This window comes from Sphingopyxis sp. LC81, assembly GCF_000756375.1.
GTDB lineage: Bacteria > Pseudomonadota > Alphaproteobacteria > Sphingomonadales > Sphingomonadaceae > Sphingopyxis.
Genome location: NZ_JNFD01000014.1, coordinates 42,266 through 67,305, shown reverse-complemented (window position 1 = coordinate 67,305; position 25,040 = coordinate 42,266). Strand labels below are relative to the sequence as shown.

Below are 25,040 nucleotides of genomic sequence, written 5' to 3'. Positions count from 1 at the left end.
TCGCGATGGCGCTGCTTGCCGGCGATGCGGCCGAAACATTGCTGCTTGCGCCCCTGCCCTGTCTCCAGATTTCAGAGGATGAAGCAATTCTGCTTGGACTCTGGCGCGATTTTTCGCTTGAGAACGCCGCAAATGCCCATGCGACGCTGGCCTTGCTGGCCGAGGGAGAAAGCGTCGGCCCAATCGCCAGGGCGATGGGCGCCGCGGTCCACCGACTGGTCGCGGCGGGATTCGATATGCCGGCCCTCGCGGCTGGCACCATGACACATCAGGAAAGTTCAAAGTGATGAGTGACCGTATTGCCGAAGCCGCCAAGCTGGCCCCCTCCGCCTCGCTAACCGTCGAGGAGGTGCGTTCGGTGCGCCATTGGAACGAGCATCTGTTCAGCTTCACGATCACCCGCCCGCCGAGCTTCCGCTTCCGCTCGGGCGAGTTTGTGATGATCGGCCTGCCCGGCGAGGGCCGCCCGTTGCTGCGCGCCTATTCTATCGCGAGCCCCGCCTATGCCGACGAGCTCGAATTCCTGTCGATCAAGGTGCCCGACGGTCCGCTGACCTCGCGGCTGCAGAAGATCCAGCCGGGCGATCCGGTTTATCTTGGCCGCAAGCCGACGGGGACGCTCGTCGCCGATGCGCTGCTGCCCGGGCGGCGTTTGTTCATGCTGTCGACCGGGACGGGGCTCGCGCCCTTCCTCAGCCTCGCGCGCGACCCCGATATCTATGAGCGCTTCAACCAGATCGTGATCGTGCATTGCGTACGGCAGGTCAGCGACCTCGCGTTCCGCGACGAACTCGAAAGCCAACTTGCGGGCGACCCGCTGGTGCAGGATCAGGCGCTGCTGCAATTCCATTATTTGCCGACGGTGACGCGCCAGCCCTTCCGCACCGAGGGACGCATCGACGCGCTGATCGAAAGCGGCAGCCTGTTCGGCCACCCGCTGACCGGCCCGGCGCATTTCGACCCCGCCACCGACCGCATCATGATGTGCGGCAGCATGGCGATGATCCGCGACCTCGAAGCGCGCTTCGAAGCGCTCGGCTTCAAGGAAGGATCGAACGCCGCGCCCGGCGATTTCGTTATCGAGCGCGCGTTCGTCGGTTAAGGCTTCTCCGCATAAGCCTTCACCAGATCGAACATATAGTCGCGCCCGACGTAGACCGAGCGCACCTCCATGCGTTCGTTCAGGCCGTGCGCGCCATTGCCGTCGGGGTCGCCCCACATGCCGGGGATGCCATAGGTCGGGATGCCGGCCGCGCCGAGGAAGGTCGCGTCGGTATAGCCGTTGGCCATCGACGGGATGACCTTCAGCCCCGGCCAATATTTGTCGACGAGCGCCTGCATCGGGCCGATGATCTTCGGGTCGAGCGGCGGCGCGGGTGGTGCGGGGCGCTTGGGCGGCAGCTGGGTGATCGTGACGCCGGGGTCGCCGATCACGCGTCCGAGTTCGTCCTTGATCGATTCGATGCTGTGCCCCGGAAAGATGCGGCAATTGATGTTCGCCCCGGCGCGCTGCGGGAGCGCGTTGGGTGCATGGCCGCCGTCAAGCAAGGTCGCGACGCAGGTCGTCCGCAAATTGCTGTGCAGGAATGGGTCCTTGTTGACGATCGCCTCGGCCGCCTTGTCGGCGGGGTTCTTCGCCAGCAGAGCCATCGCCCTGCCCGTCTCGTCGCCGCGCGCTGCGCCGGCCTCGGCGAAGAAGCGGCGCGTCGTGTCGGTCATCTCGATCGGGAAATCATAATCGTCGATTTTCGTCAGCGCGCGGGCGAGCTCATAGATCGCATTGTCGGGCACCGGCGCCGAACTGTGCCCGCCGGGGTTGCGGGTTTCGAGGCGGAAATTGGCGAAGGTCTTTTCGCCGACCTGCACCGACTGGCCGAGCACCTTGCCCTTGCCGTCGCTGTCGCCGCCGCCGCCTTCGTTGAGCGCAAATTCGGCGTCGATCAGGTCGCGCTTGTTCGCCGCGAGCCATTCGACCCCGTTGAACGCACCATTGGTTTCCTCGCCGCAGGTCAGCGCGACCTTGACCGTGCGCTTGGGCTTATAACCCGCCTGCTGGAAACGGATCAGCGTGTCGACCCACACCGCGGCCTGCGCCTTGTCGTCGGCGGTGCCGCGGCCATAGAAATAGCCATTCTCCTCGACCATGACGAACGGGTCGCGTTCCCAGTCGGCGCGCTTCGCTTCGACGACGTCGATATGCGCGACGAGCAGGATCGGCTTCGCGGTCTTGCTGGTGCCCGGATAGACGGCGACGAGGCCGCCTTCCTTGGGATTCTCGGGAGTCGCGAAGAGGGTGAGCTGGCTGGCGGGGATGCCCGCCGCCTTCAGCCGTGCCGCCATGCGTTCGGCGGCGAGCGTGCAACTGCCCGACGAGAGCGTCGTGTTCGTCTCGACCAGCTCCTTGTACAGGTCGCGGAACGCGAGCTGGTCGGGGCGCGGCTGCGCCTCGGCAGCGATCGCGGGCACCGCAAGCAGCATGGCGGACGTCAGCAGCGCGGACAGCGTCTTCATCATTTTCTCCCCTGTTTTGCGGATGAAGGGAGCAGAAAGACGGCATCGCCGCAAGCCGCGATGCGCGCACCTCTTGCGCCGCGTGCGCCTTTCGCGCAATCCGCATCAAGCGAGAGGACCAAGCGTGACACGAATGAATGACGACCCGCCGGGGCTGGTGGCGCGCGCGGTGCGCCGCCTGTTGCTTCTGCTGTACCGGATGCGCGGATGGAAAGCCGAGGGCGAGGTGCCCGAGGCGCGGCGCTTCATCCTGATCGCGGCGCCGCACACGAGCAATTGGGATTTCGTCAATTTCCTCGGGCTGACCGCCGACCTCGAGATCCGTCCCTATTTCATGGCGAAGCTGTCGCTGTTCCGCTGGCCGCTCGGCGGCTTTATCCGCCAGATGGGCGGGGTTCCGGTCGATCGCCGCGGCGGCGGCAATGTCGTCCAGCAGATGGTCGATGAATTCGCGCGCCGCGCCGAATTCATGCTGACCGTCGCGCCCGAGGGCACGCGCGGAAAGGCGGCAAAATGGCGCACCGGCTTTTATCAGATCGCGATGGCGGCCAGGGTGCCGCTGGTAGTCGGCTTCATGGATTATGGCACCAAGACCGGCGGGCTCGGCCCGCTGATCTGGCCGACGGGCGACTTTCGCGCCGACATGATGAAGGTTTTTGAGGTATATAGGAGCCATACTGCCCGATTCCCGGAGCGGCAGGCGCGCTCGATCGATGACATCGTCGGCCGCGATGAGGAACGAGACATGCGCGCGTGAGTGACGCCCTTTTGCTGCTGACGGTCAATTTCGGCGGATTGCTCGCCGTGATCCTGCTCTTGTGGGGCATCGCGACCCTGATCCACGACGTGTCGTTCATCGACGCCTTCTGGGCGTTCGGCATGGTGCTGCTCGCATGGGGGACATGGTGGCAAGTCGGCGCAGAGGGCGCACACGGCAAGCTGCTCCTCGGCCTCACGTCACTATGGGGGCTGCGGCTCGCGATCCATCTGACGATCCGCTGGGCGAGCCACGGCGAGGACCCGCGCTACAAAAAGATCCTCGCACTCTCGACGGAGAAGCGAAAGTGGAGCTGGGCGAAGACCGCGCTTGTCATGGTCTTCCTGACGCAAGCGCCCTTGCTCTTCATCACCTGCCTGCCCGCGCAAATCGGCATCTGGGCGAGCGCGCGAGACCCGGCCGCGAGCGTGGGCATCATCGGCTGGATCGGCGCGGCGGCGGCGCTCGCGGGTATTGCGTTTGAGAGCATTGGCGACGCGCAGCTCGACGCCTTTCGAAAGAACGCCGCGAACAAGGGCAAGGTGCTCGACACCGGCCTGTGGCGCTACACGCGCCATCCCAATTATTTCGGCGACGCGCTGACCTGGTGGGGCATCTGGCTGATCGCCGCCGACCTCGGCTGGGCCCCCGCGCTCGCGAGCGTGATAGGACCGGTCTTCCTGACCTTCACCCTCACCAAATGGTCGGGCAAGGCTTTGCTCGAAAAGGGGCTGCACAAGACGCGGCCCGATTATGCCGCTTATGTCGCACGCACCTCCGGATTCGTCCCGTGGCCGCCAAAGGCGCGCTAGACGGGGGCTTAGGCGGCGAGGAAAGCCCGGCCGATGTGTCGGCGCTCGGCGACGCGCCGCGCATCCGCGCGATATTGATCGAGGCGGCGCGCGAAGGGCGCAGCGTCAGCTACTCCGAACTGCTCGGCGATCTGGGTTTCCGCTTCACCCGGCCAAAGATGCGCGCGGTGTGCCGGACGCTCGAAGAAGTCGACCGACTTGGCGCGATGGACGGCGAACCCGATCTGGCGGTGCTGGTGGTGCGCGAGAGCGACCGGCTGCCAGGGCAAGGCTGGTGGGTCGGCGGGACGGCTTTGCTGCTCGGCTATGACGGCCCGTGGGAAGGTGCGGCGGCGGCGCGGTTTATTCGCGAGCAGCAGCAGTTGGCGTTCGATTATTGGGAGGGGCGGTAGGAAGGTTTCGACCGGAAGCCGTCCTTCCTTTCATCGTCATCCCGGACTTGATCCGGGATCCACGACGACGGCGCAGCTATGGATCCCGGATCAAGTCCGGGATGACGAAGCGGGGATAGTTTGCCGTCCGCTCCCCAATCCCGGAGCGGTCACTCGCCTACTTCTTCAACCCGATCTCGCGCAGCCGCTCCTGCAGATATTCGTCAGCCGTGATCGGCGTCGGATATAAATTCGGGTGCGACGCGTCGACGCAGCTTTCGAGCGTCTCGATCGGATAATCCGAACGGAAGTGGAGGAAGAAGGGCATCGAGTAGCGCGCGACGCTCGCGCGCCCAGCGTCGGGGTTGCGGACGCGGTGGGTGGTCGAGGGCAGCTTGTTGTTGGTCAGCCGTTGCAGCATGTCGCCGACATTGACCGCCATCGCGCCAGGGGGCGGGCTGACCGGGAGCCAGCTGCCGTCCTTGTCGAGAATTTCGAGGCCCGCTTCCTCGGCGCCGAGCAGCAAGGTGATCGTGTTGATATCCTCATGCGCCTCGGCGCGGATGCCCTTTGCGGGCGCCTCGACCGGCGGATAGTGGAGCAGGCGCATCACGCTGTTGCCGTCGGCGACGGTGTCGTCGAAGAAATCGGGCGCGAGACCGAGGTAGCGCGCGATCCCCGACAGCAGCCGACCGCCGACGCGGTCGAATTCGGCGAAGAGCTTGTCGTAAGCGGTGCGGAAGCCCTCGACCTCGGCGGGCCAGACATTGTTCGGCTGCTGCGCGGCGAGGCGGTGCCCGGCGGGCAGGTCGCGGCCGACGTGCCAGAATTCCTTGAGGTCGACTTCCTTCGCGCCCTTGGCGATCTCTGTCCCGAACGGCGTATAGCCGCGCGCGCCGCCGCCGCCGGCGATATGATAGGCGCGCTTGGTTTCCTCGGGCAGCGCGAAGAAGGCTTTCGCCTTGTCCCAGGCGGTGTCGATCAGCGCGGGATCGATGCCGTGATCGGTGATCATCGCGAAACCGAAGCGTTCGAACGACGCGCCGAAATCCTTGGCGAACTGGTCGGCGGGGAGCGACATGGAAATAACGGGAACGGCAGCAGTCATGCGAGAGAAGTCCATTTGATAAGGGGCGGCGCCGGCCCGGCGCATCATGAGTCGCGATTTAGGCGCTGTGCGCCCGCGGTTAAAGGGAAAAAGGCGGTTTCGCGGCGCGCATCGCTGGGCTAAGCCCCGGCCCATGAGCAAGCAATATTGGCTGATGAAATCCGAACCCGACGCCTATCCGTGGGACCAGCTCGTGCGTGAAGGCACGGGGATGTGGGACGGGGTGCGCAACCACACCGCCAAACTCAACCTGATGGCGATGAAGGTCGGCGACGAGGCGCTCTTCTATCACAGCAATATCGGCAAGGAATGCGTCGGGATCATGGAGATCACCGAGGAAAGCTTTCCAGATCCGACCGCCGAAAAAGGCTCGCCATGGGTCGTGGTACGCGTCGCGCCTGTGCGTGCGCTCGCCAATCCGGTGACGCTGGCGGCGATCAAGGCCGATCCGGGGCTCGCCGACATGGATCTGATCCGCCAGTCGCGCTTGTCGGTCGGGCGCGTGACGCCCGCCGAGTGGAAGCACATCCTGAAAAAATCCGAGAAGGCGGAGGGCTGAGCCGGTTTACTGGCCGCGCAGCTTTACCTGCAGATGCTTTGCCACCGACGGGTGGAGCGGGTTGACGAACTCGCAGCCATAATTGTTCCCGTCGGCGCGGCGGACGATGGCTTCCAACGGCTGGAGTCCGGGCAGGTTCACCCAGATATGCTTACCGATGTCCGGCCGGAAAAAGGTGACCATGCGGAAGCCCGTCGACGACAGGTCGAACAGTTCGACGTCGAAGGGGTTCAGCCCCGGTTCGCGGAAGCGCGCGCGTGCGGTCACGGGTGCGCGCTCGGCGCCGCGCCCGGCTGTGGGCGCTTTCCTGGTTTCGATGGTGCGATTCCCCAACACGGATTCGGTCCCTGTTATTTCATTCCTGGTCGAGCCGCTTTTAGGCCGCCGTTGGTTACCTCAAAGTGAAGCGATATGGTGAAAATCGGCTACACCGGCGGGGTGTCGGCGACCGCCATCAACTGGCTGGGAAAAGGGACCGCAAGCGCCACGGCGGCGCGCCATTCGCCGCTCAGCCAGGTGGCATAATCCTCGGGATGAAGGATCACCGGCATGCCCTTTGGCTGATGGTGCGCGACCAGCCGGTTGGCATCGGTCGTGAGGACCGCGAAGCAGGGCCAGTCATCGCCCTGCCGATGGATTCCGGCGAAAGCGAACACCGGCCGCGACGACACCGAGAACCAGTGCTGGCGCCGCGCGCCTTCGGCACCCGACCAATAGGAAAAGGCGGTCGCGGGGATCAGGCAGCGCAGTTCGGCGTGGCGCAGCGTGCCGATCCAGAAGGGGCTGGCGAGATTGCGGACGGCGGTGACCGGGCGGTCGCCCTGCGGCGGCGGGACGCCCCAGAGTTTCGGGCGCAGATAACGCCGCGATCCGCCGCGGCCGTCGCTGACGATCACCGGCGCGGGACGGCCCGGCGCGACATAATCGCCGGTCCAAGGGTCGTTGCCGGCCTCGGCGCCGAACGCCGCGGCGATCGTGCTGGCGGGGGCATCGAGGCGGTAGAGACTGGTCATCGCGAGGTTAGTCGGTTCCGCGTATCCGTCCGCGGCCGGCCTTGACCGTGCTGCGCGCTTTCTTGCTGTCGACGCGCTTCGCCTTCGCCGCCTTGCTCGGCTTGGTCTTGATCCGGCGTTCGGGGCGGACGAGCGCGGTGTCGATCAGTTCAGACAGGCGTTGCCGGGCGTCGGCGCGGTTCGCTTCCTGCGTCCGGAAACGGCGCGCAAGGATCACGAGTTCGCCCTCGGTCGTCATCCGGCTGCCCGCGAGGGTTTTCAGGCGCTTATAGGCATCGGGGGTGAGGCCAAGCGCATAGACATTGACGCGCAGCTGACACGCGGTCGCGACCTTGTTGACATTCTGACCGCCCGGCCCCGTGCCGGCGAGAAACTTCTCGCTGATCGCGCTTTCGGGGATGTCAGCCACGGGTCGGCGATGCGCCTTCGGGGGCCGCGAAGCCCAAGGCGATGAAGCTGTCGGGGAACGGCGCCTCGGCAATTATGGACGGCTTGACGTCACGTTTTACGACCAGCCGTTCGGCGTGGAGCAAGGTGCGCGTTTTCGTACCGCCGCGGCCGTAGACGGGATCGCCGACGAGCGGGAAACCGAGCCCTTCGAGCGCGTGGACGCGGAGCTGGTGGGTGCGACCGGTTTCGGGGCGGAAGCGCAGCAGACTGCGGTCGCCGACGACCGCGAGCTTTTCCCAATGCGAGACCGAGGGCTTGCCTTGCGGATCGCCGACCATGCGCCAGCCCTCTTCGGCGGTCGAAACTTTGGCGAGTGCAATGTCGATCGTGCCGCCGTCGCCGTCGGGCACGCCGTCGACGATCGCGAGATATTGCTTTTCGACTTCGCGGCTTTCGAATGCGCGGGTGAAACGGCCGTGCGCTTTGGGATTGCGCGCGAGGAGCAGGCAGCCCGAGGTGTCGCGGTCGAGCCGGTGGACGGGAAGCGGCCAGCGTTTGAAGCCGAACTTCAGGAGGTCGAGGTGGTTCTCGAGGCTGAGGCTGCCGTCGCGCGGCGCATCGACGGGAAGGCCCGCAGGCTTGTCGATGACAAGGGCCTCGCCGTCGAGGAAGAGAACACGATCTGAAAGGAGCATGGCGCGCTATAGGCGGGCTGTCCCTCAGTCGAAAGCGTAAACGTCCATCGCGAGCAGGCCGTAGGTCGCGCTGTGGTGCAGCCGTTCGGCCTTGAACGGTGTCCCGCCCGCGCCCATCGCGACGAACAGCGGCAAAATATGGTCGGGGGTCGGGTGATTGTCGCGGCCATGCGGCGCGCGCTCGACGCTGTGGAGGACGTCGTCGACCGCGCCGGCCGCCATGCGATCGGCGATCCAGTCGGTGAAATCGGTGACCCATGCTGGCGCCGGTGCATCGATCGGCAGGCGCGCCGAAAACAGCGCGTGCAGATTGTGGGTGATGCTGCCCGATCCGACGATCAGCACATCCTCGTCGCGTAGCGGGGCCAGCGCCTGGCCGAGCGCATAATGCCATTCGGGCGAGGCGTTCGAGGCGATCGAGAGCTGAACAACGGGGACGTCGGCGTCGGGGTAGATCAGCGTCAGCGGCACCCATGCACCATGGTCTAGCCCGCGGTCGGGGTCGGCAGCGACGGCAAGGCCGTGACCAGCGAGCAGCTCGACGACGCGCGCCGCGAGCAGCGGATCGCCCGGCGCGGGGTAGCGCATCGCAAAGAGTTCGTCGGGAAAGCCGCCGAAGTCGTGGATCGTCGGCGGCGCCGGCGATGCGGTCACGGTCGCGCGTCCGCCCTGATAGGCGGCGTCATGATGCGCCGACACAATAAGGATAGCGCGCGGGCGTGGGAGCCCGGCACCCAGCCCGGCGAGGAAGGTCCGCGCCGGGCTGGGCTCAAGCGCCATCATCGGCGAGCCGTGCGAAAGGAAAAGGCTCGGGAGACGGCGCATCGGTTCAGGCCGCCTGCTTCAGTTCGCCGATCGCCGAAGTGGCGCGAGCGACCGCGTCGCCGTCCATCATATGGCCGTCGGCGGCGATGATCGTGACGTCGGTGATGCCGACGAAGCCGAGGATATGCTTCAGGTAGCCGCTCGCGAAATCGACTTCGCTGCCCAGCGGTACGCCGCCCGAGGCAAAGACGATGAACGCGCGCTTGCCCGTCAGCAGCCCTTCGGGACCGGCCTCGGTATAGCGGAAGGTGCGGCGCGCGCGGGCGATCAGGTCGACCCAGGCTTTCAGCGATGCGGGGATCGCGAAATTATAGATCGGCGCGGTGATGACGATCGTGTCGGCGGCTTCGAGTTCGGCGATCAGTTCGTCCGAGCCCGCAAGCACGGCCTTTTGTTCGTCGCTGCGCGCCGCTTCGTCGGTGAAGTTGGCGCCGATCCAGCTTTCGGTGAGCAGCGCGGGCGGTGCGGTGTTGAGGTCGCGGCGCGTTACGGTGGCGCCGTAACCCTGTTCGACGAGGCGGTTCACCAGCTGGTCGGCGAGCGGACGCGTCGTCGAACCTTCGTTGCGGGCGCTGGCATCGATGCGAAGAATATGGGTCATGTCAAATACTCCTGTTTCACTTCGGGGAGAGGGGGTGCCGCGAGCCGGGGAACTCGCGGCACCAGGTGGGCCGCCGTCAGGGAGGGGGACGTCGGCGGCCCGGGGGCTGGTTAGAGGCTGTCCACGAGCACCAGTTCGGCGTCGTCGAGCGCTTCGACCTCGATCGTTCCGACATCGCGGAGCGCGATGCCGTCGCGGGGATCGGCGTCCGTGCCGTTGACACGGATGCGGCCCTTGGCGGCGACCAGATAGGCGTGGCGTCCGGCTTCGAGGTCGTACGAGACGCTCTCACCGGCATTGACCGTCGCCGCGGCGACGCGGGCGTTGGCGCGGATCGGCAGGGCTTCATCGCCCTCGATCCCGCTTGCCAGCGTCACGAACTGACCCGACCGGTCGGCCTTGGGGAACTGGCGCGCGCCCCAGCCGGGATTGCCGCCGTCATGGTCGGGCATGATCCAGATCTGGAACAGCGTCGTTTCCTCATCCTCGAGGTTGAATTCGCTGTGCGTCACGCCGGTACCGGCGCTCATCACCTGGACATCGCCCGCCGCGGTGCGGCCGCTGTTGCCCATGGAGTCGCGGTGGGTGATCGCGCCGGTGCGGACATAGGTGATGATTTCCATGTCGCGGTGCGGGTGCGGGGGGAAACCCGACTGCGCCGCGATGACATCGTCGTTCCAGACGCGCAGCGCGCCCCAGCCCATCCGCTTCGGATCGTGATAGTTGGCGAACGAAAAGTGATGACGGGCGTCGAGCCAGCCGTGGTTGGCGTGGCCGAGGCTGTCGAATTTGCGGATGTCGATCATGGCCTTGTCCTTTCGTATCTTCTCAATCGTTGCGCACATCGGCGATGCCGGTGCGCTGCTGTTGAGGACAAAATAGGCATTTCGATCGTTTCTAAAATAGCATAGATGGAAAACCATCGTTTCCATTCAGGAGCTATTGCGTGGCACTTCCCGACTATGAAGGCTGGGCCTGTTTCGTCGCCGTCGCCGATGGCGGCAGCTTTACCGCCGCGGCGGCCTCGCTGGGGCTGTCGAAGGCGAGCGTGTCGAAGGCGGTAACGCGGCTCGAGGCGTCGCTGGGCATTACCCTGCTCCACCGCAGTTCGCGCGTCGTCGCGGTGTCGACCGCGGGCGCGGGCCTGCTCGATGAGGCGCGCGCGATGGTCGCGGCGGCAACCGCGGCCACCGAAGCGGCGCGCGGCGACCGCGTCGACCTGGCGGGGCCGATCCGGCTGGCGGCGCCGATGAGCTTCGGGATCAAGGTGCTCGGCCCACCGCTCGCGGTCTTTCTCGAGCGGCACCCCGCGGTCGAGGTCGAGGTGTTGCTCAGTGATGCGCGCAACGATCCCGTCGCCGAAGGCATCGACCTGACCCTGCGCATTTCGCCGCTCGCCGATTCGAGCCTGCTCGCGCGGACGATCGCGCCCGTGGCGGCGTCGGTGATCGCCAGCCCCGCCTATCTGGCGAAGCATGGCACCCCGAAACATCCGCTCGAACTGTCGGGCCACCGGCTGATCGGTTACGGCCACCGGCAGCGCGCGATGCCGCTGCATTTCCACCGCAAGGGCGAGGAGGCAACCGTGCTGCCGACCGGCCCGCTGTTCGCGAACAATGGCGATGTCGCGGTGCCGCTGGTCGTCGCGGGGGTCGGGATCGCCGCCCTGCCCGACTTCATCGCGGCCGAAGCACTGGCATCGGGCGCGGTGGTTCCGATCCTGACCGACTGGTCGTTGCCGCAGTCGCACCTGCACCTCTTGTCGCCGCCATCGCGGCTGCGCCCGGCGCGCGTGCGCGCGCTGTCCGACCATCTGGTCGACACGCTGAAGATGTCGTGCACGGGCGCGCATGATCAATATATCGCGCTTCACCATGAAGGAAAAACGGGCTGAGCGACTGTTGCAAAATGGCCGCGACTCGTGGACTTCTGCGGGTTAAATCAAAATTAACCTTTTCCCTTCATTAGTTTCGTGGTTAATGTTCCGGCAGTCCTGCAACGGGGGTTGGTCGGTGACATCCTTGATGGTCATGCGATCGGTTCGCGGGATTATCGTGGGAAAAAGGGGTGCCCAATGCGCGTACTGCTGATCGAGGACGAGCCGACGACCGCGAAAGCGATCGATACGATGCTCACGACCGAGGGCTTCAATGTCTATACCACCGATCTCGGTGAGGAAGGCTTGGACCTGGGTAAGCTCTATGATTACGACATCATCCTGCTCGACCTGAATCTGCCCGACATGCACGGCTATGACGTGCTGAAAAAGCTGCGCACCGCCAAGGTGCAGACGCCGGTGCTGATCCTGTCGGGCATTTCGGAAATGGATTCGAAGGTGCGCTCGTTCGGCTTTGGCGCCGACGACTATGTCACCAAGCCGTTCCACCGCGACGAGCTGGTCGCGCGCATCCATGCGGTCGTCCGCCGGTCGAAGGGCCACAGCCAGAGCGTCATCAAGACGGGCAAGCTGGCGGTCAACCTCGACACCAAGACGGTCGAGGTCGACACCACGCGCGTGCATCTGACCGGCAAGGAATATCAGATGCTCGAGCTGCTCTCGCTCCGCAAGGGCACGACGCTCACCAAGGAAATGTTCCTCAACCACCTCTATGGCGGCATGGACGAGCCCGAACTCAAGATCATCGACGTCTTCATCTGCAAGCTGCGCAAGAAACTCGCGCTCGCCTGCCACGGCGAAAATTATATCGAGACGGTCTGGGGCCGCGGTTATGTCCTTCGCGATATCGACGACGAAGGCAATGAGGTGCGCCGCGTTGCCTGACGCGTAGCAACTCGCAAGATTTACCGAGGGAACCCGGCGCGGAGCGATCCGCGCCGGTTTTCTTTTGGGCGCGGGCCCTCGTGGACACGAAAGCATCCAGCGACCAATTGCGGACTGGGGCATCCTCGCATATCCTGCGCGTCATGGCAGAATTGCCGCTCGATTGCTGGGAAGGGGGCGCGGTGGAAGGACCACAGGATTTACGCAAACCTCCTGCGCCATTCGACGAGCTTCTAAAAGCGCGTGAGCAACTTGCCGATGGCGGCTTCGAGGCATGGCTATACGCGCCCATCGATGGCGAGGTGGAAACGCCGGAAACCGAAGAGCAAGCGCTCGAAGCCCAATGGGCCGAAGAGGATTTGAAACTTCGCCTCAAGGTAGCTGGTGGTGTCGCCATCGCAGCTGTTTTCTTGGGTATGCCAATCGTTACGCTCTTCTCGACGTCATGGGGCGTCCAGATACCCTTCATTTGGGCGTTCATGAATATCCCGCTTTTGACGCTTGCGGTTATCACCTGGCGACGGCGCGAGCTGCGCTTTGGCGTCAAGCGTCCGGTCAAAGGTCACAAGGCGCGCATTATGGCCGTGCTGTTGGTGCTATTCTCATTCTTCTCCTTTGTGTTGGCCGCGGCATCAACGATGCTGTCCTGATGAAAAATCCCCGAGAAGCAGGGCCTACGGCGTAGCGCCAGCGCTCTACCCGTTATCGGCCACCCCCTGCGCCCGGCGCAACCGCGCCGCGCATCATGCCCGCGACTGCACCAGCCGATGGATTGGACCGAATTGCGCAATCGCGGCGCCGACAAAGGGGAGCGCGACGAGCCAGAGGCGTACGCCGGTGACGCCGAGCGGGCTCGCGATGCTGATCGCCGCGGTGGCGCCGAGCCCGGCGCAGATGAGGAGCAGCCCGGTGATCAGGCGCCAGTGCGGCACCTCGCCGCTGTCCTTGCTCGCGCGTTCGTAGCGCGCGAAAAGCGTGATCAGCGGGAAGAGCGCCGCGATATAGAGGATGAACCAGACCGGTCGCGCGAGCCACCATGACGCGCTGCCGGGCGCGACATCGAGCCCGATCCCGCCGAGCAGCCACGCGGCGATCATCACGAGCACGAATGCGGTTAGGTGCCAGAGGTAGATCGTCATGATCATGCCGTTGACGAGCACGACACCGGTCCAGATGCGGAGATTATCGAGCATCCGTCGCCCCGCGGGTTCGAGCGCCAGCGCGAAGCCCGCCTGCGCGATGCCGAGCGCCAGCAGCGCGAGCGTCGGCGGCATCGAGTTGCTGAGGCCGCTTCCCGGGACGCCGATCATCGCGACGGGATAAGGGCCGAAGCCCACGAGCAGCGCGAGCGCGGCCAGCCCGCCCACGCCCCACAAGAGCGCCCTGCCCGGCGTCAGCCGCCCCTCGCTCCACGCAAAGCCGAGCTGGTGGATCGCGAGCCAGACGAAGGCGAAGTTGAGGAAATTGACGTAAGGCACGTCGAAGCGCAGCGCCGCGACGTCGATCGCCACCGCGCCCGCGACGAGCGCCCAGAAGGAGGCGAAACCCCAGCGTTTCCACGCCTTCCACGTCAGCGGCACGACCGCGGCGACCATCAGATAGACCGACAGGAACCACACAGGGATCAGCGCGAGCTGCGCCGCCATCGCGACGACGCCGCGCTCGATGCCCGCGAGTGTCCCGAACATCGCGACGAGCGTCCAGATCAGGAACAAGGGCAGCACCGGGTTGATCAGCCGTTGCAGCCGCCCGCTGTACCAGCTTTCGTAAGAGCCGCCCTTGCGCAGCGTCGCGGCCCACGACATGCCGTTCGAAAATCCGCCGACGAGGAAGAAGAGCGGCATCACCTGAAACCCCCAGGTCAGCCACTGCGTCCAGGGCAGGATGCCGAGCAAATGCCCGCCCTCGACCGCGCCGTCCTTCATATAGGGCGCGGCGACGAGCCAGTGACCGACGACGACCGCGAGGATCGACAGCGCGCGGAGGAAATCGACGTAGCGGTTGCGCTCGGGCGGGGCCTGCTGCGCCATCTCCCTGGCCCGCGACCAGATGCTTTTGCGAACGACGCCAGTGGTTTCGCTCAAGATACCGTCCCTCCCCAGATGGAAATCCCAAGCTAGTGTCGCACAGCGTCAACGCAAGCCTTTGCCTTGACGCGCCAGCCTTGCTATCGGCTCCGGACAATGGCGACCACCACCGACGATCCCGACAGCAACGATCCCGTCCCCGGCATGACCGATACCCCGTTCGACAGCGCGCTGTCCGAACGCTATCTGGTCTATGCGCTGTCGACGATCACCGCGCGCTCGCTTCCCGATCTCCGCGACGGACTGAAGCCCGTCCACCGTCGTCTGCTCTGGGCGATGCGCGCGATGCGGCTCGACCCGTCGCAGGGTTACAAGAAATCGGCGCGCGTCGTCGGCGACGTCATCGGCAAATTCCACCCGCACGGCGACACCGCGGTGTACGACGCGATGGTCCGCCTCGCGCAGGATTTTTCGCTCCGCTATCCGCTCGTCGACGGCCAGGGCAATTTCGGCAATATCGACGGCGATAACGCCGCGGCGTACCGCTATACCGAGGCGCGGCTGACGCGCGTCGCGATCGACCTGATGCAGGGGCTCGACGAGGGCACGGTCGATTTCAAGCCGACCTATAATGGCGAGGATGAAGAGCCCGAGATCATGCCGGGGCTGTTCCCGAACCTGCTCGCCAATGGCGCGAGCGGGATCGCGGTCGGCATGGCGACGAACATCCCCCCGCACAATGCCGCCGAGGTGATCGACGCCGCGCTGGTGCTGATCGAGAATCCGCGCGCCGAGCTCAGCGAACTGCTCGAACATGTCAAAGGCCCCGATTTCCCGACCGGCGGCATCGTCGTCGACAGCCCCGAGACGATCGCGCACGCCTATGAGACCGGGCGCGGCGGTTTCCGTGTCCGCGCGCGTTTTTCGACCGGCAAGCTGGACGACGGCAGCTGGGAAGAGAGCGGGATCGAGAAGCAGTCGGGCGGCACCTGGCAGCTCGTTATCAGCGAAATTCCGTACGGCGTCGCCAAGGGCAAGCTGATCGAGCAGATCGCGCAGCTGATCGCCGATAAGAAATTGCCGATCCTCGAGGATGTTCGCGACGAAAGCGCCGAGGATCTGCGCATCGTGCTCGAACCCAAGAGCCGCAATGTCGACCCCGACATCCTCAAGGAAAGCCTGTACCGGCTGACCGACCTCGAAAACCGCTTCGCGCTCAACCTCAACGTGCTCGACGCGACGCGCACGCCGAAGGTGATGGGGCTGCACCAGCTGCTCACCGAATGGCTGCAGCACCAGATCGTCGTGCTCGTGCGCCGCGCGCAGCACCGCATCGCGAAGATCGACGACCGGCTGGAGCTGGTCGCGGGCTATATCATCGCCTTCCTCAACCTCGACCGGATCATCGAGATCATCCGCACCGAGGATGAGCCGAAGCCCGTGATGATCGCCGAATTCATCCTGACCGACCGGCAGGCCGAGGCGATCCTCAACATGCGGCTGCGGAGCCTCCGCCGGCTCGAGGAAATGGAGCTGAAGCGCGAGCAGGCCGACCTGACCGCCGAGCGCGAAGAACTCGCCAAGCTGATCGAGAGCCCGGCGCGGCAGAAGACACGGCTGCGCAAGGATCTGGAGAAATTGCGCGCGGTCTATGGGCTCGAGACCTTGCTCGGCGCGCGCCGCACGACGATCGCCGAGGCCGCGCCCGCGCGCGACATCCCATTGGACGCGATGATCGAGAAGGAGCCGGTGACGGTGATCCTGTCGAAACGCGGCTGGATTCGCGCCCAGCGCGGTCATGTCGCGGCGGACCAATGGGCCGAATTCAAGTTCAAGGAAGGCGACGAGCTGCTGTTCGCCGCGCACGCGCAGACGACCGACAAGCTGCTGATCGCGGCGAGCGACGGGCGTTTCTTCACCGTCGGCGCCGACAAGCTGCCCGGCGGGCGCGGGTTCGGCGAGCCGCTGCGGCTGATGGTCGACATCGACCCCGAGGCGCGGATCGTCGCGATGATCCCGGCGAGCGCCGACGGCCGGCTGCTGCTCGCCTCGACAAGCGGCCATGGCTTCGTCGCGCAGATGGCCGAAGTCGTCGCCGAAACGCGCAAGGGCCGCAATGTCGTCAACCTGAAACCCAAGGCCGCGCTCGCTATCGTCCGCCCGGTTCTGGCGAGCGACGACAGCGTCGCCGTGGTCGGCGAGAACCGCAAGCTCGTCGTCTTCCCGCTCGCCGAGGTGCCGGTGATGGCGCGCGGCCAGGGCGTGATGCTGCAACGCTACCGCGACGGCGGACTGTCCGACGCGGTCAGCTTTGCCTTTGCCGACGGATTGAGCTGGGCGATGGGCGGCGATACCGGCCGCACGCGCACCGAAACCGACCTTGCCCCCTGGCGCGTCGCGCGCGGCGCCGCCGGACGGATGCCTCCGACCGGTTTTCCGAGGAACAATCGCTTCGGCTGAACGTATTTCGTTGCAGCCGTAAATCCCTTCTTTACTTCCCATGACCTAGGCATTGGGCAATGGGGAAAGGTCGCACAAAACCCTCTGTTATGCCTATCGATAGAACCGGCGAAGACCGGCCCTTGTTGTTCGTCGGCTGGATCGACGCGTTGCCCGTTCCGGCCGCGCTGATCAGACCGATGGCGCGCGGCAATTTCCGGCTCCATGCAAGCAACGCGGCGTTCGACCGATTGAGCCTGTCGCCCGCGGGCGTCGAGGCGCCGATCGAAATGCTGCGGGCGATCGAGCGCGCATCGCAATATCCGGGCGAGGCGCAGGAATTTTCCTGCCAGCTGGGCGAAGGGCCCTCGGCGCGCGACCTGCGCGGCTCGATCGGCCCGCTGCCCACCGAATCGGGCGACGACGGGCTCTTCCTGCTGACGCTGATCGACCGGACGCAGGAAATGATGACCGAGCGCAACCTGCGCCGCGAGCTCGTTTCCGACAGCCTGACCGGCCTTCCCAACCGCGCCGGGTTCGAGGAACTGGTCGAACAACGCGCGATCACCGACGTGGGCGTCGCCGACCATGCGATCCTGCTGCTCGACCTCGCGCGGTTCAGCCGTATCAACGAACATATCGGGCCGATGGCGGGCGACGAGCTGATCATCACCGTCGCGCGGCGGCTGAAATCGAGCCTGCGCAGCGGCGACATATTAGCACGCACCGGCGGCGACGAATTCGCCATATCGACGCGCGTCGTGGGCGGCCGTGCCGATGTGCGCGAAATGGCGCGGCGCATCCGCGGCTGTTTCGACCACCCCTTCCGCATCGGCGAATTGAAGGTCAGCGTCGACTGCGCGCTCGGCTGCGCGATCCAGCCGGCAGCCGACACCGATGTCGCCGATCAGATCCGCCACGCCCAGATCGCGCTCAAGCGCGCGAAGCAGACCGACCGCATCGAAATCTATGAACCCGAAGCGGCGATGCTGTCGGACAACCGGTTCGGGATGGAAACCGAGCTGCGCAATGCGATCGAGGAAGACCGGCTCCACCTCGCCTTCCAGCCGCTGATCGAACTGGCGAGCGGCCGCGTTGCGGGGTTCGAGGCGCTGGCGCGCTGGGACACCAGCAACGGTCATTCGGTTTCGCCGACCGAATTCATTCCGATCGCCGAGGATTCGGGCCTGATCGTCCCGCTCGGCCAATGGGCGATCGGCAAGGCGGCGGCGGTGCTCGCGGACTGGGACAAGCAGAATGGCGGCGGAATCGTCGACTGCTATTTCTCGGTCAATGTCTCGGCGATCCAGCTGGTCCGCGACGATGTCGCCGCGGTGGTGCGCCAGGCGCTCGAAAGCCATAAGATCGGCGGCGAACGGCTGATGATCGAACTCACCGAAAGCGCGATCATCGGCGATCCCGACCTCGCTTTGTCGGTGCTCAGCGAGCTGAAGGCGCTCGACGCGCGCGTCGCGATGGACGATTTCGGCACCGGCTATTCGAACCTCGCCTATCTTCAGCGCCTGCCCATCGACGTGCTCAAGATCGACCGCAGCTTTGTCGAACATATGGTCGACGACCGCGACAAGGTGGCGATCGTCCGCACGATCCAGAGCCTGGCGGAAGTGCTGGGCATGCGCACGACGGCCGAAGGCGTCGAGACCGCCGATCAGGCGCGACTGCTGTCGGCGCTCGGATGCGATTTCGGGCAGGGTTTCCTGTTCGCGCGGCCGATGGATGGCAAGGACGCGCTCGATTATTGGCGTCAGTCGCTGGTGCGGCCGATCTTCTGATCGACGAGTTGCGCCACGCGCGTCGCATCCGGGAAATCTTCGGCCACCCATTCGGCCTCGACCGCTTTCAGGATGCGCGCGACCTCGGGGCCGACCGCGATCCCGCGCGCGACGATGTCGCCGCCCTTGAGCGGCATTTCGGGGACCGTCCAGTCTGATAGTGCGTCGACCGCCGTGCGTGCCGAAGCCGCGTCGTCGGCGAGCAGATGCACGTCGCGCGCGGCGTCGACACCGATCGCATGCGCCAGCTGGCGGACCGGCCTGACATTATCGGTGCGGCGTCCGCCGAGCGCGGCGAGATGTTTGCGCTGCCGCGTCGACAGGCGCAGCCGGCTCGCGACCTGTTCGGCGATGGCGGCGTCGGCGGGCAGCAGCGCCGCGAGACGGCGCAAAGGCGCGACAGCCACGCCCGCGGCCTCCTCATTGGCCACCAGCCGGTCGAACGCGGCGGCGAAACCGGCATCGCGTTCGGGCAACAAGACCTCGAAAATCCCGTCGGCCGCCATTTGCCCGACAATCGTGCGCGGATCGGGGAGCGACAAGATCTTGAGCAGCTCGTCGGCGATCCGCTCGCGCGACAGGCTTTTGAGCGACTGGCGCGCGGTGACCACGGCGGCGTGGCTGACCGGATCGAGGTCGCCGCGCCCGAAGCGCGCGGCGAAGCGATAGAAACGCAGGATGCGCAGATGATCTTCGGCGATGCGCGTCGCCGGGTCGCCGATGAAAGCGACGCGCCCGGTTTGCAGATCGGCAAGGCCGCCGAACCAGTCATCGACCTCGCCGGTATCGGCATCGGCGTAGAGCGCGTTGATCGTGAAGTCACGCCGCGCGGCGTCGTCGCGCCAGTCGTCGGCGAAGGCGATCGTCGCGCGGCGTCCGTCGGTTTCGACGTCGCGGCGCAAGGTCGTGATTTCATGATGGTCGCCGCTGGCGATCGCGGTGACGGTGCCATGCGCGATGCCCGTCGGAATGACCTTGATATCGGCCGCCTCAAGCCGCCGCGTCACGTCCTGCGGGAGCAGCGGCGTCGCGAGGTCGATATCGGTGACGGGCAGGCCGAGCAACGTATCGCGCACCGCGCCGCCGACGATCTTCACCGCGCCGCCATCGGCCGCCAACGCGGCGACGATGCGCCGCAGTCCGGGCCGGTCGCGCCACTCGGCGAGGGGCAGCACCGTCACCGGTGCCAGCCAGCCGGCATCCGCCGCGCCAGATTGATGATGATTCCCGCCGTCACGCCCCAAATCCGTCGTCCCTGCCAATCCATGTCGTAATAATGGCGGTCGTGCCCCTGAAAATTCGCATGGTGGCGCGCATAATTGTCGGGATCGAAGAGGATGTCGAGCGGCACCTCGAACCAGTCCTCGACTTCGTCGGGATTGGGGTCGAGCGGCAGGTCTGGCGGGACAACCCCGAGCACCGGCGTGATGATATAGCCGCTGCCCGAACGATAGGGTTCGGTCACGCCCGCCACCATCACGTCGCGGCGGTTGAGGCCGATTTCCTCCTCCGCCTCGCGCAGCGCGGCGTCGATCGCGTCGCGGTCGCCCGGATCGATCTTGCCACCCGGAAAGGCGACCTGCCCCGCATGGCTGCGCAGCCATTGCGGGCGCTGGGTCAGGATGACGCCGGGGTCGGGACGGTCGGTGAAGGCGATGAGCACCGCGGCATCGCGCAAGGTCGGGGCGCCGAGATACGCCTCGTCCTCGCCCGCGTCGGGCAGCAGATTGTCGAGCGCGGCGCGCAATTTCTCCGACAGCATCAGCTGTCCACCAGTGGGAAGCGCGTGCCGTTCGACCAGATCGCGGGCGTGTCGGCATCCTCGGCGAGCGCCATTTCGACGAGTTCGTAATAGAGCGCGCGGTCGATCCGCGCCTCGAGCCCGTTGCCGATTTCCCCGCGCACATGCAGCCTCGGATCGGGATTGTCGGCATCGCTGCCGAAGCTGAGCACATGGTCGGCGCCGGCCATGACGAGATCGTCGGTGTCGAGGCGGAACACCAGCTTGCGCGCCGCCCCCTCGCCTTCGCTCTTCATCTCGACCGCGCGGAAGGGCGTGTCTTCGACGACGATGCTCAATTTCTCGGCGGGGGTGACGAGCACATGGCTGCCGTCGCCCTCGCGGCGGAGGATCGTCGAGAACAGCTTGACCATCGCGGGACGGTTGATGCGGCCGCCCTCGTGATACCAACTGCCGTCGGCGCGGATTTCCATAAAGCTGTCGCCGGTCCGCTCGGGGTGCCATTGTTCGACCGGCGGCAGCTCGCGCGCCGCGAGCAGTTCGGCGGCCTCGGTCAGCGAAAGCTGCGAGAATTCTTTGGGAAGCGATGCCGCGGGGGTGACCATGTTTCCGACATAGGCGGACGGGCGAAGGGTGCAACCCCGTGCGCGGTCAGCGCGGCCCGATCATTCCCGCGCCCGTCGGCAGGCTGTGGCCGTTCACCGCCCGGGCGAGCAGACGGCGGCGCTCGAATGGGCCGGGCAAATCCCATCCGCCCGTGGCGTCAGCCGTAAAACCGAAGAAGCGGCCATAATATTCGGGATCGCCAATCATCATCAGCGCGCCGTCGGCCTCGGTTTCGGCGGCATCGAGCATCTGCGCCATCAATGCGCGGCCGTGGCCGCCGCGCTGGACGTCGGGGCGGATCGCGACCGGACCGACCATCACCAGCGGGGCTTCGCCGCCATCGGGCGCACGCAGCGCCACGGGCCAGCACTGGATCGTGCCGATCAGCGCGCCATCCTCGACCAGCGCAAAGCTGAGCGCGGGCACCGCATCCACGCCTTCGCGGATGCGATAGGCGGTTCGTCCAAAGCGATCCGTTCCGAAAGCGGCGTCGAGGAGATCCTCGACGGCCTGCGGCTCGATATCGGACAATGGAAGTAACTCGACCAACGCGTACCCTTTCGCTAATGCGGCGGCGCTTTAGGGTCCGGCGTCGGTATTGCAAAGCCGAATGTCGCGCCCACCTGCAGGATGATCGTGTGACCGATAGTTTGTGGCTGGAAGTGGACGGGCTGACCGTCCAGGTGCTGACCGGCATTTATTCCGAAGAAACCCATCTGCCGCAGCCGCTGCGCATCTCGGTGCGCGCGAAGCTGGCGATGGCCGATCATTATGATCCGGTGACGCCGCTCAGCGCGTCGAAAAACTATATGCACCTGAAATTCGCGGCGACCGAGGGCATCCCCAAGGATGTGCATTTCGTGCTGATCGAAAGCGTCGCCGACCATATCATCGACACTTTGTTCCTGCAGGACGACAAGGTCGAAGAGGTCGAGGTCAAGATCGTCAAGCTCGCGATCGCCGAGGAAGGCGAAGAGATCGGCATCACGATGCGCCGAAGTCGTTTGGGGGTCCGCAAGTGACGCAAAAGCTCGCTCTCGTCACGGGCGGGCTCCACCGCGTCGGCGCCGCGATTTCGGCGCGGCTGGCGCGCGAAGGCTATGCACTGGCGATCCACAAGCGCAGTCCGGGCGACGCCGATCCGGTGCTGGCCGACGCGCTGGCCGAGACCGGGGCGCTCAGCCACCGCTTCGCCGCCGATCTGGCCGATCCCGCGGCCGTGGATGCGTTGTTGCCGGCGGTGATCGAGAAGTTCGGTCGCGCTCCCGACCTGCTCGTGAACAATGCGGCGCTGTTTGCCGAGGGCGAGTGGGCCGGCCTGTCGGCGGGCGCGTTGACCGAGATGATGCAGGTCAATCATCATGCGCCGGTGATGCTGGCAAAGGCGCTCGTCGCGGCGAGCGAGGGCAAGCGCCCGGTGATCGTCAATATCGTCGACCAGCGCGTCGTCCATCCGGTGCCCGACCAGATCGCGTACAGCCTGGCGAAATCGGCGCTGTGGCAGGCGACGGCGACGCTGGCGGTCGCGTTCGGCAACCGCGCGCGGGTCAATGCCGTCGCGCCTGGGCTGACGATGGCGACCGAGGATTATTCGGCGGCGCAGGTCGAGCGGCTGGCGAAGCTTATGCCGCTCGGCGCGCTGCCGACGCCCGCACAGATCGCCGACGCGGTCGTCTACCTCGCGCGCGCCGAGGCGGTGACGGGGCAGACGATCTTCGTCGACGGCGGCGCGCATCTGGCGCCGATGGCGCGCGATTTCGTGGCGCTGGAGCGGGATTGAATAGGATCCTCCCCATCGCGCAGCGTTGGGGACGTGGCAGCGCGAAGCGCTGACGGAGGGGCTTTGACGCGCGACCCCTCCACCACTCGCTTCGCGAGCGGTCCCCCTCCCCATGGCTTCGCCACAGGGAGGATCATTAGCCTCAGTAAATATGCACCGCCTTGGTGACGAGATAGCCATCGAGCCCTTCGGGCCCGCTTTCGCTGCCGAAGCCCGATTCCTTGATCCCGCCGAACGGCGTGTCGATCGCCGAGATCACGAAGCTGTTGACGCCGACCATCCCGCTTTCGATCGTGTCGACGATGCGATTGATGCGACGGCCATTCTCGGTGAAGGCGAACGCCGCGAGGCCGTAGGGCAGCCGGTTCGCTTGCTCCAACGCCTCCTCTTCCGTGCCGAAGGGCCGGATCAGTGCCATCGGGCCGAAGGGTTCGTTGTTCATCGCATCGGCCTCGATCGGCACATCGGCGATCGCGGTCGGCTGGAAGAAATAGCCGTTGCCCGTCGCTTCGCCGCCCGCGATGACGCGTGCGCCCTTCGCTTTGGCATCGGCGACCAGCGCTTCCAATGCGGGGATGCGGCGCGCGTTCGCGAGCGGGCCCATCTGCGTGTCGGCGTCGAGGCCGCTACCGATCTTCACCTTTGCCGTCCGCTCGGCAAAGCCCTTCACGAAGGCGTCGTAGATGCCCTGCTGCACATAGAAGCGCGTCGGCGAGATGCACACCTGCCCGGCGTTGCGGAACTTCTGCCACACGACCTTGTCGAGCGTGCTTTCGAGATCGCAATCGTCGAATACCAGCACCGGCGCATGGCCGCCGAGCTCCATCGTGATGCGCTTCACCCCGTCGGCGGCGAGCTTCATCAGATGCTTGCCGACCGCGGTCGAGCCAGTGAAGCTGACCTTGCGGATTACCGGGCTCGCCAGCAGATGCCGGCTGATCTGGTCGGGGTCGCCATAGACGAGCTGGACAACATCACCAGGGATGCCCGCATCGGCGATGCAGCGCATGATCGCGCTGGTGCAGCCCGGGGTTTCCTCGGGCGCCTTCGCGATCACGACGCAGCCGGCGGCGAGCGCGGGCGCGATCTTCTTGACCATCAGATTGACCGGGAAGTTCCAGGGCGAGAAGCCGGCGACCGGGCCGACCGGATGTTTGGTGACCATCGCGCGCTGGCCCGCCGGACGCTGGAGCACGCGGCCCTCGATGCGCTTGCCCTGTTCGGCGAAATAATCGAACAGCCCCGCCGCCGACAGCACCTCGCCGCGCGCCTCGGCGATCGGCTTGCCCTGTTCGAGCGTGAGCAGCGTCGCGATATGGTCGACGCGCTCGCGGATGATGCCCGCCGCCTTGTGCATCAGCGCGGCGCGCTCGTCGGGTGTCTTCGCGCGCCATACCGGCCAGCCGCGTTCGGCCGCGGCGAGCGCTTCGTCGAGGTCGGCTGCGGTCGCGACCGGCAGTTCGGCGATCGTGCCCGCGGTAGCGGGGTTGAACACCGGCCGCTCGTCGCGACCCTCGCCGCTCCGCCAGGCGCCGTTGATGAAGAGCTGAAGGTCGGCGTCGTAGGTCGCGGTCATATAAGATCCTTGCTCAAGGAAATGGGGGACGGCGCCGATATAGGCCGTCTCAGCGATAGTTAAAGCTGATGCTGATCCGTTCGCCCTTGCCCGAGTGCGGCATCACTTCGTGGCGCAGCCAGCTTTCCCACAGGAAGACGCGGCCCGCGGCGGGTTCGGCATAGATAAAGGGCAACAGATGCTCGGGCGCATCGTCGGTGCGCCCCGGCGCGGCCATCAGCATCGCGAGGCGCGGATCTTCGAGCTTGAGCGCCCCGGATCCGGGCGGGACGGCGACATAGAAGGTGCCCGACACGATGCTGTGCGGGTGGATGTGGCCGCTGTGCGTGCCGCCGGGTTTCAATATGTTGACCCACAGGCTGTCGAGCTTCAGCGGTTTCGCGAGGTCGAAGTGGCACGCCTTGGCGAAGGCCTTCACCTCCTTGTCGAGGAGGCGCTTCAGGTCGTGGAACGCCGGATCGCGTTCGGGCAGGTCGCCGAGGCTCGCGTAGCTGGTGTAGCCCTTATAGCCATGGTCGCGGCTCCAGCGCCGGCCCGCGCCATCCTCTTCGGCGAACAGACGGCTGCTTTCCTCCAGCTCATCGAGCAGGTCGGGCGTGCCGATATCGGCTTCGTAAAAATTGGTGGCGAAGAGCGTGCGAACGGGCATGATGC

The 25,040-nt window shown here is 65.9% G+C and carries 29 protein-coding genes; 13 read left to right on the top strand and 16 right to left on the bottom strand.

From position 1 onward, the window contains the following. The first annotated feature begins 5 nt into the window (after positions 1-5). Positions 6-287 (top strand): hypothetical protein, encoded by a 282-nt coding sequence (locus FG91_RS21710; protein ID WP_152568042.1) that lies wholly within the window; start codon positions 6-8, stop codon positions 285-287. Beyond that, positions 287-1,102: a ferredoxin--NADP reductase gene (locus FG91_RS07825; RefSeq protein ID WP_037513876.1), complete on the top strand. Its 816-nt coding sequence runs from the start codon at positions 287-289 to the stop codon at positions 1,100-1,102. Before FG91_RS21710 ends, FG91_RS07825 begins: the two co-directional genes overlap by 1 nt. On the opposite strand, the gene FG91_RS07820 is transcribed toward FG91_RS07825, so the two are convergent. Further along, positions 1,099-2,511, bottom strand: coding sequence for a M20/M25/M40 family metallo-hydrolase (locus tag FG91_RS07820; protein WP_037513875.1), 1,413 nt, complete (start codon positions 2,509-2,511; stop codon positions 1,099-1,101). The genes FG91_RS07825 and FG91_RS07820 overlap by 4 nt on opposite strands. 133 nt (positions 2,512-2,644) lie before the next feature. On the opposite strand from FG91_RS07820, the gene FG91_RS07815 reads away from it, so the two are divergent. From FG91_RS07815 to FG91_RS07805, 3 genes are read left to right on the top strand one after another with little or no spacing between them, the layout of a single operon-like run. Then, complete coding sequence (locus FG91_RS07815; RefSeq protein ID WP_037513873.1) at positions 2,645-3,268, top strand: lysophospholipid acyltransferase family protein; 624 nt, start codon at positions 2,645-2,647, stop codon at positions 3,266-3,268. Continuing rightward, the gene (locus tag FG91_RS07810; RefSeq protein WP_037513872.1) at positions 3,265-4,080 is read left to right on the top strand and encodes a DUF1295 domain-containing protein; all 816 of its coding nucleotides are present in this window, start codon (positions 3,265-3,267) and stop codon (positions 4,078-4,080) included. The genes FG91_RS07815 and FG91_RS07810 overlap by 4 nt, the downstream gene beginning before the upstream one ends. Further along, positions 4,059-4,472: a ribose-phosphate pyrophosphokinase gene (locus tag FG91_RS07805; RefSeq protein ID WP_235211976.1), complete on the top strand. Its 414-nt coding sequence runs from the start codon at positions 4,059-4,061 to the stop codon at positions 4,470-4,472. The genes FG91_RS07810 and FG91_RS07805 overlap by 22 nt, the downstream gene beginning before the upstream one ends. Before the next feature lie 157 nt (positions 4,473-4,629). Here FG91_RS07805 and FG91_RS07800 read toward each other — a convergent pair whose 3' ends face one another. Next, positions 4,630-5,559, bottom strand: a complete 930-nt coding sequence (locus FG91_RS07800) for an isopenicillin N synthase family dioxygenase (RefSeq protein WP_037513871.1) — start codon at positions 5,557-5,559, stop codon at positions 4,630-4,632. Positions 5,560-5,692: 133 nt separating this feature from the next. Here FG91_RS07800 and FG91_RS07795 point away from each other — a divergent pair, with 133 nt between their 5' ends. After that, a complete protein-coding gene (locus FG91_RS07795) occupies positions 5,693-6,118 on the top strand; it encodes an EVE domain-containing protein (RefSeq protein ID WP_037513870.1) in 426 nt (141 codons plus the stop codon). Between the two features lie 6 nt (positions 6,119-6,124). On the opposite strand, the gene FG91_RS07790 is transcribed toward FG91_RS07795, so the two are convergent. The 7 genes from FG91_RS07790 to FG91_RS07760 form a co-directional block, all read right to left on the bottom strand. Then, on the bottom strand, positions 6,125-6,454 hold the full coding sequence (locus FG91_RS07790; protein ID WP_037513869.1) for a PilZ domain-containing protein: 330 nt from the start codon (positions 6,452-6,454) through the stop codon (positions 6,125-6,127). An 89-nt stretch (positions 6,455-6,543) separates the two neighbouring features. After that, positions 6,544-7,131, bottom strand: coding sequence for an SOS response-associated peptidase (locus FG91_RS07785; protein ID WP_037513868.1), 588 nt, complete (start codon positions 7,129-7,131; stop codon positions 6,544-6,546). Between the two features lie 7 nt (positions 7,132-7,138). Next, positions 7,139-7,540, bottom strand: a complete 402-nt coding sequence (gene arfB, locus FG91_RS07780) for an alternative ribosome rescue aminoacyl-tRNA hydrolase ArfB (protein WP_037513866.1) — start codon at positions 7,538-7,540, stop codon at positions 7,139-7,141. Continuing rightward, entirely contained in the window at positions 7,533-8,216 is a 684-nt protein-coding gene (locus FG91_RS07775; RefSeq protein WP_037513865.1) for an RluA family pseudouridine synthase, read from the bottom strand. Before FG91_RS07775 ends, arfB begins: the two co-directional genes overlap by 8 nt. A 24-nt stretch (positions 8,217-8,240) precedes the next feature. Then, positions 8,241-9,041, bottom strand: a complete 801-nt coding sequence (locus tag FG91_RS07770) for a DODA-type extradiol aromatic ring-opening family dioxygenase (protein WP_037513863.1) — start codon at positions 9,039-9,041, stop codon at positions 8,241-8,243. Positions 9,042-9,045: 4 nt separating this feature from the next. Next, positions 9,046-9,642 carry an FMN-dependent NADH-azoreductase gene (locus FG91_RS07765; RefSeq protein WP_037513862.1) on the bottom strand — a complete coding sequence of 199 codons (597 nt, stop codon included), beginning with the start codon at positions 9,640-9,642 and terminating at the stop codon, positions 9,046-9,048. A gap of 110 nt (positions 9,643-9,752) precedes the next feature. Beyond that, positions 9,753-10,448 (bottom strand): pirin family protein, encoded by a 696-nt coding sequence (locus FG91_RS07760; protein WP_037514066.1) that lies wholly within the window; start codon positions 10,446-10,448, stop codon positions 9,753-9,755. Positions 10,449-10,588: 140 nt separating this feature from the next. Between FG91_RS07760 and FG91_RS07755 the strand changes: the two genes are divergently transcribed. The 3 genes from FG91_RS07755 to FG91_RS07745 all read left to right on the top strand — a co-directional run bounded on the left by FG91_RS07755 (position 10,589) and on the right by FG91_RS07745 (position 13,074). Beyond that, positions 10,589-11,536, top strand: coding sequence for a LysR family transcriptional regulator (locus tag FG91_RS07755; protein ID WP_037513860.1), 948 nt, complete (start codon positions 10,589-10,591; stop codon positions 11,534-11,536). 180 nt (positions 11,537-11,716) lie between these two features. Beyond that, positions 11,717-12,424 carry a response regulator transcription factor CtrA gene (gene ctrA / locus FG91_RS07750; RefSeq protein WP_037513859.1) on the top strand — a complete coding sequence of 236 codons (708 nt, stop codon included), beginning with the start codon at positions 11,717-11,719 and terminating at the stop codon, positions 12,422-12,424. Between the two features lie 80 nt (positions 12,425-12,504). Then, positions 12,505-13,074 (top strand): hypothetical protein, encoded by a 570-nt coding sequence (locus FG91_RS07745; RefSeq protein WP_152568040.1) that lies wholly within the window; start codon positions 12,505-12,507, stop codon positions 13,072-13,074. Between the two features lie 93 nt (positions 13,075-13,167). Here FG91_RS07745 and FG91_RS07740 read toward each other — a convergent pair whose 3' ends face one another. Further along, positions 13,168-14,508: an acyltransferase family protein gene (locus FG91_RS07740; RefSeq protein ID WP_152568039.1), complete on the bottom strand. Its 1,341-nt coding sequence runs from the start codon at positions 14,506-14,508 to the stop codon at positions 13,168-13,170. Positions 14,509-14,607: 99 nt separating this feature from the next. On the opposite strand from FG91_RS07740, the gene parC reads away from it, so the two are divergent. Next, positions 14,608-16,911: a DNA topoisomerase IV subunit A gene (parC, locus tag FG91_RS07735; RefSeq protein WP_037513853.1), complete on the top strand. Its 2,304-nt coding sequence runs from the start codon at positions 14,608-14,610 to the stop codon at positions 16,909-16,911. An 89-nt stretch (positions 16,912-17,000) separates the two neighbouring features. Then, positions 17,001-18,683 (top strand): putative bifunctional diguanylate cyclase/phosphodiesterase, encoded by a 1,683-nt coding sequence (locus FG91_RS07730; RefSeq protein WP_235211975.1) that lies wholly within the window; start codon positions 17,001-17,003, stop codon positions 18,681-18,683. Here the strand turns inward: FG91_RS07730 and FG91_RS07725 are convergent. The 4 genes from FG91_RS07725 to FG91_RS07710 are packed head-to-tail and all read right to left on the bottom strand — an operon-like array spanning position 18,656 to position 21,579. Then, positions 18,656-19,864: a CCA tRNA nucleotidyltransferase gene (locus tag FG91_RS07725; protein WP_037514063.1), complete on the bottom strand. Its 1,209-nt coding sequence runs from the start codon at positions 19,862-19,864 to the stop codon at positions 18,656-18,658. The genes FG91_RS07730 and FG91_RS07725 overlap by 28 nt on opposite strands. After that, complete coding sequence (locus tag FG91_RS07720; protein WP_152568038.1) at positions 19,861-20,445, bottom strand: CoA pyrophosphatase; 585 nt, start codon at positions 20,443-20,445, stop codon at positions 19,861-19,863. Before FG91_RS07720 ends, FG91_RS07725 begins: the two co-directional genes overlap by 4 nt. Then, positions 20,445-21,029, bottom strand: coding sequence for a DUF1285 domain-containing protein (locus FG91_RS07715; RefSeq protein ID WP_037513851.1), 585 nt, complete (start codon positions 21,027-21,029; stop codon positions 20,445-20,447). The genes FG91_RS07720 and FG91_RS07715 overlap by 1 nt, the downstream gene beginning before the upstream one ends. Before the next feature lie 46 nt (positions 21,030-21,075). Then, a complete protein-coding gene (locus tag FG91_RS07710) occupies positions 21,076-21,579 on the bottom strand; it encodes a GNAT family N-acetyltransferase (RefSeq protein WP_037513850.1) in 504 nt (167 codons plus the stop codon). An 89-nt stretch (positions 21,580-21,668) separates the two neighbouring features. Here FG91_RS07710 and FG91_RS07705 point away from each other — a divergent pair, with 89 nt between their 5' ends. Both FG91_RS07705 and FG91_RS07700 read left to right on the top strand, forming a co-directional pair. Continuing rightward, a complete protein-coding gene (locus FG91_RS07705; RefSeq protein WP_037513848.1) occupies positions 21,669-22,052 on the top strand; it encodes a dihydroneopterin aldolase in 384 nt (127 codons plus the stop codon). After that, positions 22,049-22,810, top strand: a complete 762-nt coding sequence (locus FG91_RS07700; RefSeq protein WP_037513846.1) for an SDR family oxidoreductase — start codon at positions 22,049-22,051, stop codon at positions 22,808-22,810. Before FG91_RS07705 ends, FG91_RS07700 begins: the two co-directional genes overlap by 4 nt. 142 nt (positions 22,811-22,952) lie before the next feature. Here the strand turns inward: FG91_RS07700 and FG91_RS07695 are convergent, their stop codons facing one another. Together FG91_RS07695 and FG91_RS07690 are read right to left on the bottom strand one after the other, a co-directional pair. Beyond that, on the bottom strand, positions 22,953-24,386 hold the full coding sequence (locus FG91_RS07695) for an NAD-dependent succinate-semialdehyde dehydrogenase (protein ID WP_037513845.1): 1,434 nt from the start codon (positions 24,384-24,386) through the stop codon (positions 22,953-22,955). 49 nt (positions 24,387-24,435) lie between these two features. Then, complete coding sequence (locus FG91_RS07690) at positions 24,436-25,035, bottom strand: TIGR02466 family protein (protein ID WP_037513843.1); 600 nt, start codon at positions 25,033-25,035, stop codon at positions 24,436-24,438. Positions 25,036-25,040: the final 5 nt, after the last annotated feature.